We start from the raw sequence: 13,028 nt of genomic DNA, 5'->3' as shown, positions 1-13,028 counted from the left end.
TAATGAAAGCATTTTTAATACGTCTTGTTAAAACCTCTTTTAATTCTGCACACATAGACAACAAATATTTTTTTGATAAATAAAACTAAATATTCACTAATATATCTATCCGTGGTTTAATATATATAATAAAAAAATTTCTGTCTTTAATGAGGAGGTACTATGAAAGCAAACATAGGGGATACTATACTTTTTCAACGAAATAATTTAAAGATTACAGGATCTGTATTAAAACTTTATACTGAATCGGTCTTAGTTGAAATTACAAATGTAAGCGGTGGTACTTTTGAATTTGATCGAACAATTGTAAATCATAAAAACTATAAAGTTTTAAATACAAATACATAAAACAACACAAAATAGCCCCTGCTCAACAGCAGGGGCTATTTTATATAAAAATATTTCACTAGTTTATATACCCTAAAACATTAACAATCTTACTCGCTTTTAAATTGTTAATATGATAATAAATTTCTAAACCTCTTCTCTCTGCTCGTAACACTTTACCCTTCATTTTTGATAAATGTTGTGAAACAGTAGATTGCGGAATATTCAGTAACTCTGTTAATTGTGTTACATTACAAGTTTTTCTCGTACTTAATTCATTTACAATTTGCAGTCGGATTGGATGCGCCATAATTTTTAAAATATCTACATCTTCTTCTGAAACTAAAGTTTTTCTCATTTCACTCGTATATGTTGTCATAAGACATTCCCCTTTTATATGAATTCCATATTCATAAGATCTATTTCCAAATTTTTTAAAACCCTTGATTAAAACTTTTATATAGAAATAAAAGGATTTTAAATTTTTGAAAACAGAACTTACATTCACTTTATTTATTTATTTGGTACATGTACATAATACAATGTTAATATGTGCTCTATGTGAAGTTCACATAAATTTGTGATGAAGATTTATTTAGCCACTCGCATCCTACTCATCTAATTACTCACTGCATAAAATCATCAGTTATTTTAACACATTTTAGGCGTTTGTATATACTATTTATAAAGTAAAACTTTAATCAGCCCTCACCAATCGTGCTTTTACGGGCAACCTGCCCCCCTCATAATTTCTTTGCTTCCGCTGAATTTTGAGATGGGCGTCTTACTGCACGGCAAATAGCGAAATAAAGCAACTTTTATAAAGGGGAATTCATATGCCTACAGCGTTACAAGAAGAAGTCGAAGAAGCACCGGAAACATATGTCAGTCATATCATCTTAGTTGGAGGATCGACTTTATTTTTAGTAGGCGGGGCTATATCGGCAATTTCAGCTTTTCAAGCTTATAATCGTTTGGAGAATACGCCGCCTTCTTCCGATAATTCATAGATATATAAATAAAACGTCGTCTCCAATGAAGAGACGACGTTTTATTTTATTACATACGAGACTAAAAGTATCGGTAGATTCCCTACTCCATTCTCTAAGCTTACTTCACCACAAACCTAGTCTGACTACATCCATCTTTCTGCTTCGTTACTTCTAATACAGCTGGCATTGCGTTTTTCAGCTCTTGTACGTGTGAAATGACACCGATAAATCGGCCTGATTTTTGTAGGTCAATTAAGGCATCTACTGCTTTCGTTAATGATTCTTCATCTAATGAACCGAACCCTTCATCGATGAACATCGTTTCGATGGAAATACCGCCTTCATATGCTTGAATGACATCTGCCATTCCTAGCGCTAGGCAAAGTGATGCGTTAAATTTCTCTCCGCCGGATAATGTTTTTACATCGCGCGTTTGGCCAGTGTATGCATCGTACACGGAAACCGCTATACAAAAGGCTTTGTGGAGGACGTTTGATAAGGATTTTTACACAAAGTGTGACCGCTAGTGTGACCGCTAGCACAGTAAAATTTATATAATAAATTGTTACAAGACAAGAGTTTATATCTTCCTTTAACTAGCGTAGGGATTCCTGCGCTTTTTATTTTGATCAACGAAGTTAGCCTACTGTCTCTATCTCTTACACTTCCAACATAAGATTTGAGAATTTTACGTAATAGATTACGATTAACCGTATCATAACATAATTAATCGACCTAATATGTACCGTTCGTTTTAACGAGAGTATTATCAGTAAAATTTAGACTTATAACGTATTTCTACCATCCTATTGTGTCAATATCTATCCTATTTTCCGATTATACTTACGCATACGCTCTCGTGCTTGTCTCTTACGCACCCCGTCACGACATCCGTCACAGTATTTAGCTCGATTGCCTTTAGCGATAAAATAATCGTTACACACCTCGCATACCTTACCGCTCCGACCTTCGTTAAAGTACAATGCGTATAATTCTTTATCAGCCGGTAATACGTACGTTTCAAAGTATTCACAGCGTTTGCTTTCGAATTTTACTTCTTTATCGCGATAATACATCGATTGTAGGAACGGGCATTTCGCCTGGTAAACACAATTACCTTCTTTCGGAGTGTAACAAGCGCACGTTTCCCTTACTAATCGTTTGACTTTAGTTTCTGCTCTCATAATATCGCTTCCTTTCATTTGTACCCAAATAAAAAACGACGTGCCCTTCCGTAATGGAAAGACACGCCTTAATAATTACTTAAAGTATTCTTCTAAATTAATTCCATTAAAAACTAACAATCTACCGCCCTCCTTTAAATACCTCTCTACGCCTTTTAACCGCTTCTTGCTCGCCTGTAATATCGTCAACGAATCTCGCAAACTCTTGTTTACCGAGTTGGACGTTAATATACGCTGGTTGCTTATCTCTTGACGTTGGATTACCGTATTGACTCGGCTTATACATGCTTGGCGTTGGTTTAGCTGATTGATACGCACCTAACCCGCTTACTCCTCTCGGTATGGAAGCACCTGTATCCACCGCTAACATCTCCGGTTTCATCCAGTCCGCCATCTGTTGCGTCGTACGTTGCACCGAACTTTTCATTCCGTCAACACCGTTAATCCAACCCTGCATCATGTTTACGCCGATCATGTCGCGCATCCAACGTGAAGGAGAATGAATCGAAAATATTCCGGTAAGCTTGTCCTTAATACCGTTACCTATCTCGGTTACCTTGTCCCAAATACGACTAGCCATCGAAGTTATACCATTTAGCATACCTTCCATGATGTTCTTACCGATATCCAATAGGTTAATCCCTTTTAAGAACGAGATTATGTTATCCCATATGTTCGAGATTGTATTAGACATTGCGTCTAGGATACTAGAGGTTGCGGAACTAGCTGCATTCCACCCCGCAGAAATGATATTTCCAACCGCTGAAATTACTGATGAAATCACATTACGTATTCCCTCGAATATAGATTTGACTACGTTCCATACCGCATTTAATACGCTAGAGAAAATCGATTGGACTAAATTCAACCCGTTACGTACGATTACACCTATTAAAGAAATCGCTCCATCGATAATACTCTTTATTAACGACATCACATTTGACGTAATTCCCTTAACCGCATCCCACGCACCGCTCCAATCACCTTTCAATATCGACGTAAATAATTTAATAATGTTGGTAATGATGCCGATAACAGATTTAATAATACCCATTACCGCTGGGAATACGGCCTGCACGATTTGTAAAATGAATTGAATTGCTGGAATTAATACGCCTTTAATAATCTCGGCTGCACCTTGTAACAATGCTGAAATTATAGGAATTACAGCCTGAATAATTGCTTGAATTACCGGAAAGACCTCTTGCACCGCTTGCAATATAAGCGGAACTACAGTCGTCGCAACTATCGTTATAATCTCACCGAACAATTTAATAATTTCTATGATTATAGGAATAGCCGTCTCAATAATCGATTGAATGATAGGAAATACCTCTTGAACAACCGTAAGTATGACCGGTATCATCTCTTGCGCTACAATTACAAGAATTTCACCGAAAGTTTTTATAAGCATTACCCATACACCAACCGATGTTTGAATAACGCTTAATATCGTAGGAAACACTTCTTGTGCCACTTGTGAAAGCATCGGCATTACTTCAGCCGCTAATTCTGAAAACATTTGAGATAGCTCCTGGACTACTTGCGTAATTGCAGGCATGATTTCAATCGTTGTATCAGCGAATAGTTTCATTAGATCCGTAACCATAGGCATGATTAATTGAATGTTTTCTCCGAATAGCTTAAATAAATCCATTGCTACCGGCATTACTTGTTTTACGACGTCTCCAAAAAGACTCATGATAGTCGAACCTAGCTCGCCAAATGCCGCACCTAACTCTGCAAATGCTGGCTGTAGCGATGCGAAACTTTCCATGATGACTTGACTGATCTTTTGAAACTCTGGTGCTAACGGCGCGAATGCGTCGATAAAACCTTGTGCTAATGAAGTAATTATCGGCATGATGACGGAAGCAACCGTGCTAAATACACTCTGAATCGATTCCCAAGCTGACATCAATGCTGCTTTTGCCTGATCATTCGTATTCACAAGTTTAAAAATCGTAGCGCCTAATGAAGCGACAATAGCGATAACCCAACCGATAGGACCAGACACACCTAAAAACGATAATCCTAAACGTACAATTAATGGTGTTAGTGTAGCGATTGTGTTACCGATTGATGAGAACGAGGCTTTTATAAAATCTACAACCGGTGAAATCGCTGCTCCCATCCCTGAAAACTTAGCGGTTAATCCTTCAATAGCTGAACCGAAAGCTCCACTTATACTCTGACCGATACCGCTTAGCTTAGCGGTTACGGGACTAAAAAAAGTACCTATCGCAACGCCCATCGCTGTAAATTTAGCGGGGATTGTTGCAAGATACGCACCAAATGAGTCAAATGCCGCTTTCATAGATTCCACGGCTGATATAGTTGTAGTTTTAATCGATTCCCAAGCGCTATTTACTGCGTTACGGAACGTTTCGTTGTGTTTGTATAGTTGGACAAGTGCTGTTCCTAGTAGAGAAAGAGCTGCGATTACAATACCAACTGGCCCTAAAAGCGCACCGATTATAGTCCCTAAGATAGTTATTCCTTCAACTAATACGCTGATAAGTGAACCTAACTTACCTATCACTAGAAATAACTTTCCAAATACTAGTAAGGTGGCTCCTATAGCATTTATCATTATCCCAACAACAGTAGCTATTGCTAAAAACGCGGTCATTGCTACCGCTGTTGTTGCAACGACTGTTTTCATCTGTTTAGAGAGGTTTGTAAACCAATTCGCTAAGTCTCTTACCTTGTTTGCGACAAAGATAATTGCGGGTCCCAATGCGTCTACAAAAGCTTTTGATGCAGTATCGACTACTGACAGCATTTCTTTTATTGCGCCCGCCCAACCTTCGTTCATTTTTTTAGCTGCAGCGGCTGCCGCCCCATCACTTTTTACTAAGGCGTCTGTCATCTTATTGATAGCGTCAGGACCTGCAGAAACTAGTGCCATCATACCGGAAACAGCTTCAGTCCCGAAGATGGTAGCTAACGCCGCTCCTTTTTGGGCTTTTGTCATACCTTCCATGCCTTTTTGTAAATCACCTATAATTTGACTTAGGGGACGCATGTTTCCTTGTTGATCTGTAACGGTTACCCCTAGTCGCTTCAACTCGTTTGCAGCGGCTTTGGGTGGCTTAACTAAGCGGAGCAATGATGCCCGAAGCGCTGTACCGGCCGTCTCTCCACGAATACCATTATCAGACATAATACCAACAGAAGCTGCGAGTTCTTCCATAGAGATACCTAATTGTGCTGCCGGACCTGCCGCGTACTTAAATGCATATTGCATATCATACACGCCTGCTGCCGACTGATTGGCCGCTTGGGCTAAAACGTCAGCAACATGGCCACTCCTATCTGCTTCTAACCCGAATGCGTTAAGCGCACTCGTAACTGTATCTGCTACAAGTCCGAGGTCTTCACCCGATGCAGCAGCTGCAACAAGTACTCCTGGTAATGCTGCTGTTGCTTTTGCTGCGTCAAACCCTTTCGCTCCTAATTCGGCATATGCTTGGGCTACTTGCCCAGTTGAGTACACCGAAGTGGTCGCCATCTCTAAAATATCTTTCTTAACTTTGTTATAACTACCACCCGTTAACATCGCAGCTCTACGAGTCTCAGATTCAAAATTCATAGCATCTTTCACCATACGACCTAGGAAAAATCCTGATGCAGTGGCGGCTGGTGCAAAAGCCATCGTCATGCTTTGACCGACTGATTGAACTCTGTGCCCCATATTCTGTACTCCGTTACCTACATTTTGAAACGTCCGTTGCCAACCTGACATATCAGGCGGTGGCGGAGGTGCTGGTCTAGGTATCGGCGGAATTGTTGGCATCCTTGGTGCCGGTATATTTATTGGTTGACGTACAGCTTGATGAAAGTCGCGTACCGCTTGTGTAGCTTGTTGCATACCTCTTTGTAAATTAGAGATATCTGCTAGTAATTGTACTTCTACACGATTTGTAGACATGACTATCTGCTCCCGATTTTCTTGTAAGATTCAAAGTTTACTTGCAGTCCTTGCGTCTTAACGAATTCTCGTAACACTTCTAATTCAGCTAGTTCACCGCTTAATGCCTGGTTTAACTTCCCGAAATTTTCCGCTTCTTTCCCGAAAAGTTGTAACAGCCTGCCGATATGATACTTCGTCTCTGGTGACTCGGATGTTTTCATTAATGCCGTTGCTAGTCTTTCCATTTCTTTCAAATTCTCTATTGTGTTCATATAATCCACTCCTTAATTTTGGATAAAAAAAGAGGCCACAGAAAAGTGACTTCTTGTATATTAGCTTTACCAATGTTTCCTTTAAGCTAACAAGACTCGAAATTAAATATCATTATTCATTCCTAACCTTTTATGTTTTGTGCAACACATTACATCCTTCCTCTCCCTTGATCCAAATAGTTTCTTCAGGAAGTAAAATTTCAAAACAGCCTTCACTATAGTAGATTATAGTTTCTGTTTCCTCTTGAAATTGGTTCCCTTATTATTATGTTAGATTTTTCACGATAGATTTCACGTTTCATATAATTCCCTCCGTTTCATTTGAATGTCTATCAGTCGTAGCTCATATTCATTACACACACCAATGATTTCTTGAATCACCTCATTCATTGTTGAGATAATCTCGAAATTATATCGGGCAAAAGCATAATCCCTTATTACTTCTCCACTTTCTATATCGAGAATTTGCCAAGACACCGTGAGCCCTATTACCGGATGCGTTTTTACATTTACATTTGCCATTACCTCTTTCATTTAATCTCTCCTATCACACTGTTTTTACGGATTAATGCATCGTTTGCTAATAACCGAATCTCGTTTCGTTTGTTGCCCAACATAGGGACATGTTTAATAAAAACCTCAGCGTTAGTTAAACTCTCGATTTCTTTTCGGTAATATCTATTGCAAATAAGATGAGGTAAGTCAGAACGAAATATAATTTGTGTAACGCCTTCCAGAACTTCTTTTGACAATCGTTTTAATAACCACTTGATACACTTCCTCATTGAATTTACTTCCGTATCATTGATGTAAAGACTCGCTACCTTGTACGGAGTGTAAATACGTTTTTCTTCATCATCGAAGTTTAAAAAGTCTATCGCTGCGCCTGCGATGTATGCTCCGTTTTGAATACGTAAAGCTGCAAAATCTACAATTACGGTATTTGAAATTTTACCAATCACGTGTAAATCACCTTCCCCATCAATTTCAGTTCCTCGATTTTTTCTTCCGTTAAATTGAACGCCTTAATTAGCTTTACTTTCAACGAATCGCTCACTTTTCGATATCCTGTCTCAGCATTTGAAATAGTAGTAACCGCACCTATACCTAGTCGTTCTGCTAGTTGCTCCTGGGTCAGTTCTTCTGATAAACGTAATAAGCGAATCATTTTTCCATCGATCTTCAATTTTCTAATCACTCCTTTTAACAAAACCTATTAATAAATATGATAACTTCACCTAAAAATAAAAAAGAGACTATCAAAACGATAGACTTGAAAATTAAACATACGTATTAAATTAGAAGATAAAGAGAAAAACAATACTTAATAATTAAACCCTTGCGACTTCATAATTAATTTACCGATAATGTATATATCAGCGATAATAATGATAGATGCAACGACTTTGGAGCGAAGCGGAAAAGTCGATTGCCAGGTCTTATTATTTAGCGATAAGTTAGTGTAATAAAAAAACGACAGTTAAACGAATAACCGTCGTTGAAATACTGCTTAAGTATTAGCGCTAGATACTCAAGCCCACTGCCCCTTCACTATTAGTCCGTTTTCTAACGAATACAGAGGGGGTTACGCAAAAATTTTTTATTTTTTTACAAATTTCTTTTTGGCGGTAAATTCTTTTCTGCTTTAATCGGCAACATCTTTCCTTTAAACGTAAAATTCAAGTTTTCTTCTTTCTTACCTTCGATTAAATTAACTCTAAATATAGAAGTACCTCCGGAATCTCTCATCTCTTCCTTTCGAATCTCTCGTGATAACTCTAATAGTAATTTGCGTTTATGTTTTCCTTCTTTTCCATTCATAAACTGAAGCGGATAATTCCCCTTACTACGCTTACGATAAATTACATGCGTTCTTTTCGTACCACAAACAATATCTTGTGGATCGTTACTAAATTCCGATTTATTATGAATGAGTGCTTCCAGTGTTTCTAAGGTTGGTTCGAATAGTTTTTCGTACTTATAGATACTTATTATTTTGTGATAATCGTGGGTAGAGACCCCGAATCGCTCACGGTTGTAACATGCTCTTGCACGTCTATTACTTACTTCCCTTTCACAACTTGTTACTCTACCTTTCTTAACGATAGACATTCTTGAGCAATATGTTTTCTTACCCCCAGGCATAGCATCGTAAAAAACCTTCCCACAAATGATACATTCTTTAATCTTGTTCGGTTTAATATTCGAAGCAATATGTCGTATTTCTACCGCTCCGTATGTTTCCTGTAATACCGAATCGGGAATATTCGAAGATGCTAATTCAATTAGATATAGCCATTCCTTACGATGAAAACGACGTAGATTTTTTACGCCCTCTTGTAACTCATTGGCTCGATACTGGAAATCGTCGTCAAAATACGCCTGTAAAACGTTTATAATTTGATCTCCGAAAAACGTTAAAAATAGCTGATTCGCTTCCTGTTGCTTTAAAAACTTTGCATCTCTTTCCTCATTTCGTACAACAATTCCTTTTTCTTCTGCGGTAATAATTTCATACATACACATTTACCTCCGATTAAAATAATCGGGCATGTCGAATCGCCCTAGGCACCGACTTTTCAACTTGAAATGTGTATATACATGTTTTTTGTTACAAAATAAACACTACATATTACCTTTCGTTTCAAGGCATAGTACAAGATGCGTGCATAAACTCTCTCTTAACTAATATTCCCATCGACTTAGACAACTACCTATTTACGAAAAGACAATCATCTAATTGGCGCGGAATTCAATAGACTATAAAATAATTAATTTAAACCAAGGAGTGATATACATGTTCCGTCGTCCAACTTGCATGGAGTCTTGTCAATCAAAGGGTCATGATTATGATTATTGCCTTATATCATGTTACCCACCCACTTCAGCTCCTACCTATCCCTACTTAATACCCACCGCTTACCAAACACCTATAGTACCTTATGGCTTAAGTCAAGCAACACCTTACAGTTCAAACCTATATCCGTTTCATACCTATGGTGGTGGAATTAATGACGGTTGGGAATGTTATCGTCGATGTAGAAGAAACGGAGGAAGTGCTGCAAGCTGTTGCTATTACTGCGGAATCTGTTAACAGCTACACCTCCTAGTTATGGTGGATACCTTTTGGCACAAATTCTATAACGGACTTCAAATCGCTAAAAGCATCCGCCATAATCTCCTTATTACTAACCCGATAGCTCATTATTTCCTCGAAGCGCCTTGGACTTTCTACGACGAATTTCCAAAGTTCTTCAGTCAATAAATTTTACATATCGAACCTTTATATCAAAATTTCCGATTATGAATTTCTTTGATTTCTGCCGTAACCTTGCTCCTATTTGACTTGATTGATGTAGTAGCGAATACATCACTTCATCAATTGTTTGCTCTCCCTCTGTATACTTGACGATCGCTTCCTTTAGTTGATGTTCCATCTTTTCACGCCTTGTTTCTTCTTGAATTTCTTCCCTTATTTGTTTAGCTGCGTTTCTATCCAATTTAGCCGCTCCTTTCAAAAGTAAAAAAATCCCCGCTTTTCCGTAAATTTTTTTGTGACGTTTACCCCTTACACTTTGTATGACGCGAGTGGGTCCCTCACTGCGCACATAAACGTGATAAAATTTCCGATTATGCTTACTAAGTCGCGTAACGTGTTCTTTTCGCACACTTTCCAATTAAATAAACGCAAAAAAAAAGAACACCGTTTGCCGTTCGATGTTCTTTCTCGTTAACTATTTTATCTTACGTAATATAAGATTAAATCGATGACGCTTTTGTTTTTAAACTGACTAATGTCCTTAATAGATAGCGGTCTTTTACTATAAATATGGATTCCGAGAAAGTTATCACTCAAATCCTTCGTATCCAAAAATGTTTGAAAGTCATATACGCCTATATGGTACTCATCTGCCGTTAAAAATAGTTCCTCATTTAACATCATGCCTTCTAACATGCAAGTTTCATAATGATCATCGATTGGAAATTGTCTTTCCATACAAAATACATCGCCTGCTTTTAATTCCACTCTCTTTTCCCCCTTTAATAAATAAGTAGGCCGATGAGCTTGTGCCGAAATGGTACACAATCGTAAGAGGTGCCAGCTACAAACAACTCCATACCATCTCGTGTCATCATTCAAGAGCGCTTGCTCATAACGTCCTGCCAACCGACGTATGAACCTCACGCTTCACCTGTTCGATTTTTATAAAATATACGCAATTGCCATGTCGATTAAAAATAACGTACCGCCTACACCAAAGACTCCATAGAACCATAATCCGTCTGACTGAGTCTCTATCCCAAAATAATCACTCACTTTTTTAAACATTTTCCACGCCTCCATTAATGCAAATCCTTTGTTAATATTGCAATTTTCAACAAGAATTCGATAGCGTTCATGTTACTAATCTCTTCTAAGTTAAGTCCGTAGTCATCGACTGCACCTTGCAAATCGAGTATCTCTTCATCTAGAACTATGTCGCCTGTTTGATCGTAGTGAAACTTGTTGATAGATACGCCAGCTTCATAAACACTAAGAATTAATGTATCACTGATTTTCAGCCCCTTTTCGGTGAATATAACGGTACTGCCGTCGTAATTTTCGATAGTTACCTTTACTGATACTTGTTTCATGTTTGATACGTCCATTTTACATTCCCCCTCGTTTTATTCGGTTTATCCGAATGATTTAATTACATTTTATATTCGGTTTAACCGAATGTCAATATTTATTTTACAGTTTAACCGAATACTTTTATAATTGATAGTAACAAACAATAGGGGGCTTTTTATTAATGAGGAAAATCAAAATAAAGTTACAAGAGGTATTAACAGAAAAGAAAACAAGCCAAAACAAACTTGCAGATATATTAGGGGTAAGTCCTTCAACAGTAAATGAACTGTGTAAGGGAGAAATTAAGAGAGTAAATATTGAGACACTCGCTAAAGTAGCTGATCATTTCAAAATAGATGATATTAGAGAATTATTTGAGATTGTAAAAGATGAGGAGAGCGTCAAATAAGACGTTCTTTTTATTTACTTTAAAATGGAAAATAATTAAAAAATATGTAAGATTAGCTCATTTATTTTTGATATACTAAAATCGTATACATATTTTATATTGAAAGGTGCGGACTATTATTATGGCGAAGATTGACAAATTGTTATCAGCTGCTAAAGAGCACTTAGAGCCAACTGAGCAAGTATTAGCAGTTATTTTAGGTGCTTATGAAACAAAAGTGATGAAAAGTGATTCAGTTCGAAATGGTATTTTCATAGCAACTGAAAAGCGTGTAGTGTTCTATACAAAGAAAATGTTCGGTTATGATATGGAAGTATTTCCATATACAAACATAAGTTCAATCGAGGTAAGCAAAGGATTTATGGGACACTCCATCAATTTCTTTGCGTCTGGAAATAAAGTTAAAATGAAATGGATTAACGGCGGCGATATTGCCAAATTTATTGAAATAGTGAAAGAAAGTATTCAAAAGAAAGAAACAGGAGCACAAGTTGCTGCGAGCGCAGACAATCATGACGTCGCTGACCAAATCGCAAAACTTGCCTCGTTAAAAGATCAAGGGATACTTACAGAGGAAGAGTTTTCAGCAAAGAAAAAACAATTACTAGGTATATAATCAATAAGGACGCCTATTATGGGTGTCTTTTTTATGTAGAAATGTTGAGACGTCGCACCTTTTAGGTATCATTTTGACAACAGATTTTCTAAATAGGTATTAATTTGGTCCCGCGAAGAAACATGCGGCATACAATGAACCTCTTTGAAGCATTAAATACAGGTAGGAAAATATATCCAAAAGTTGTTATAATTAAACTCATAAGATACTTTAGGGAGGGTTCACTTTGAAAAAGATATTAGTCGTTGGAGCATTATGTTTATCATTAGCTTCTTTAACTGGGTGTAGTAGTGGTGGCGAAAAATCATCCGCTGAGCCGAAGCAAGAAGCAAAAAAAGAAAAGAAAGAAACGAAGGTAACGGTAAATTCTATCATTACTGAGTTTAAAAATACTGGGCTAGAAGCCGAAAATCCTACTGATCTACCACAAAAAGAGTTCGGTAATATGCGTAAAGAAGGGAAACGTATTGTAGTACCGGCACTTGGAGGAGATAAAGGCGGTAGATTATTCGAGATTACTAAAAAAGAAGACTTAGAGAAAGCAAAGAAGTATTACGATGAATTAGGAAACTCAGCTCCTATGCTATTTTCGCATACATACGCAAAAGGTAACTTCCTGTTACAAATGAATGGCGATATGAAGGATGAGGAGTTCAATAAGTATAAAGCGGTAATGGATAAACTAGTAAAATAATAA

17 protein-coding genes and 1 pseudogene are annotated in these 13,028 nt (G+C 37.4%); 5 read left to right on the top strand and 13 right to left on the bottom strand.

Annotated features, from left to right (window positions below; all coding sequences use genetic code 11):
• Positions 1-162: 162 nt before the first annotated feature.
• Positions 163-348 carry a YkvS family protein gene (locus tag AC0OM3_RS24320; protein ID WP_000646581.1) on the top strand — a complete coding sequence of 62 codons (186 nt, stop codon included), beginning with the start codon at positions 163-165 and terminating at the stop codon, positions 346-348.
• A 58-nt stretch (positions 349-406) separates the two neighbouring features.
• On the opposite strand, the gene AC0OM3_RS24315 is transcribed toward AC0OM3_RS24320, so the two are convergent.
• Entirely contained in the window at positions 407-706 is a 300-nt protein-coding gene (locus tag AC0OM3_RS24315) for an ArsR/SmtB family transcription factor (RefSeq protein WP_000214801.1), read from the bottom strand.
• Positions 707-1,163: 457 nt separating this feature from the next.
• On the opposite strand from AC0OM3_RS24315, the gene AC0OM3_RS24310 reads away from it, so the two are divergent.
• Complete coding sequence (locus tag AC0OM3_RS24310; RefSeq protein WP_001141665.1) at positions 1,164-1,337, top strand: hypothetical protein; 174 nt, start codon at positions 1,164-1,166, stop codon at positions 1,335-1,337.
• 100 nt (positions 1,338-1,437) lie between these two features.
• Here the strand turns inward: AC0OM3_RS24310 and AC0OM3_RS24305 are convergent.
• From AC0OM3_RS24305 to AC0OM3_RS24250, 12 genes and pseudogenes are all read right to left on the bottom strand, one after another.
• A pseudogene (locus AC0OM3_RS24305) lies at positions 1,438-1,788 on the bottom strand (SbcC/MukB-like Walker B domain-containing protein); the annotation flags it as partial.
• Between the two features lie 352 nt (positions 1,789-2,140).
• Positions 2,141-2,503, bottom strand: a complete 363-nt coding sequence (locus tag AC0OM3_RS24300) for a cysteine-rich VLP protein (protein ID WP_205730624.1) — start codon at positions 2,501-2,503, stop codon at positions 2,141-2,143.
• A gap of 121 nt (positions 2,504-2,624) precedes the next feature.
• On the bottom strand, positions 2,625-6,437 hold the full coding sequence (locus AC0OM3_RS24295; protein ID WP_474213160.1) for a phage tail tape measure protein: 3,813 nt from the start codon (positions 6,435-6,437) through the stop codon (positions 2,625-2,627).
• A 2-nt stretch (positions 6,438-6,439) separates the two neighbouring features.
• Positions 6,440-6,691, bottom strand: a complete 252-nt coding sequence (locus AC0OM3_RS24290) for a hypothetical protein (RefSeq protein ID WP_474213159.1) — start codon at positions 6,689-6,691, stop codon at positions 6,440-6,442.
• A 291-nt stretch (positions 6,692-6,982) separates the two neighbouring features.
• Positions 6,983-7,225 carry a hypothetical protein gene (locus AC0OM3_RS24285; RefSeq protein ID WP_474213158.1) on the bottom strand — a complete coding sequence of 81 codons (243 nt, stop codon included), beginning with the start codon at positions 7,223-7,225 and terminating at the stop codon, positions 6,983-6,985.
• Complete coding sequence (locus AC0OM3_RS24280) at positions 7,222-7,653, bottom strand: hypothetical protein (protein WP_474213157.1); 432 nt, start codon at positions 7,651-7,653, stop codon at positions 7,222-7,224. Before AC0OM3_RS24280 ends, AC0OM3_RS24285 begins: the two co-directional genes overlap by 4 nt.
• Complete coding sequence (locus AC0OM3_RS24275; protein ID WP_375231651.1) at positions 7,650-7,877, bottom strand: helix-turn-helix transcriptional regulator; 228 nt, start codon at positions 7,875-7,877, stop codon at positions 7,650-7,652. The genes AC0OM3_RS24280 and AC0OM3_RS24275 overlap by 4 nt, the downstream gene beginning before the upstream one ends.
• Positions 7,878-8,299: 422 nt before the next feature.
• Positions 8,300-9,211 (bottom strand): hypothetical protein, encoded by a 912-nt coding sequence (locus tag AC0OM3_RS24270; RefSeq protein ID WP_089148484.1) that lies wholly within the window; start codon positions 9,209-9,211, stop codon positions 8,300-8,302.
• A gap of 734 nt (positions 9,212-9,945) precedes the next feature.
• On the bottom strand, positions 9,946-10,191 hold the full coding sequence (locus AC0OM3_RS24265; RefSeq protein WP_375231650.1) for a hypothetical protein: 246 nt from the start codon (positions 10,189-10,191) through the stop codon (positions 9,946-9,948).
• 239 nt (positions 10,192-10,430) lie between these two features.
• Complete coding sequence (locus tag AC0OM3_RS24260; protein ID WP_474213156.1) at positions 10,431-10,718, bottom strand: hypothetical protein; 288 nt, start codon at positions 10,716-10,718, stop codon at positions 10,431-10,433.
• Between the two features lie 177 nt (positions 10,719-10,895).
• Positions 10,896-11,021, bottom strand: a complete 126-nt coding sequence (locus AC0OM3_RS24255; RefSeq protein ID WP_422424347.1) for a DUF3961 domain-containing protein — start codon at positions 11,019-11,021, stop codon at positions 10,896-10,898.
• 14 nt (positions 11,022-11,035) lie between these two features.
• On the bottom strand, positions 11,036-11,341 hold the full coding sequence (locus AC0OM3_RS24250; RefSeq protein ID WP_474213155.1) for a hypothetical protein: 306 nt from the start codon (positions 11,339-11,341) through the stop codon (positions 11,036-11,038).
• A gap of 146 nt (positions 11,342-11,487) precedes the next feature.
• Here AC0OM3_RS24250 and AC0OM3_RS24245 point away from each other — a divergent pair, with 146 nt between their 5' ends.
• The 3 genes from AC0OM3_RS24245 to AC0OM3_RS24235 all read left to right on the top strand — a co-directional run bounded on the left by AC0OM3_RS24245 (position 11,488) and on the right by AC0OM3_RS24235 (position 13,025).
• Positions 11,488-11,715 carry a helix-turn-helix domain-containing protein gene (locus AC0OM3_RS24245; RefSeq protein WP_422424351.1) on the top strand — a complete coding sequence of 76 codons (228 nt, stop codon included), beginning with the start codon at positions 11,488-11,490 and terminating at the stop codon, positions 11,713-11,715.
• A 121-nt stretch (positions 11,716-11,836) separates the two neighbouring features.
• Entirely contained in the window at positions 11,837-12,331 is a 495-nt protein-coding gene (locus tag AC0OM3_RS24240) for a PH domain-containing protein (RefSeq protein WP_474213154.1), read from the top strand.
• Positions 12,332-12,557: 226 nt separating this feature from the next.
• The gene (locus AC0OM3_RS24235; RefSeq protein ID WP_474213153.1) at positions 12,558-13,025 is read left to right on the top strand and encodes a stress protein; all 468 of its coding nucleotides are present in this window, start codon (positions 12,558-12,560) and stop codon (positions 13,023-13,025) included.
• Positions 13,026-13,028 lie beyond the last annotated feature (3 nt).

This window comes from Bacillus sp. FAU20 (assembly GCF_056033865.1).
Note: the sequence above shows the minus strand (reverse complement) of the source record. Positions and strands in the feature narration are given on the sequence as shown.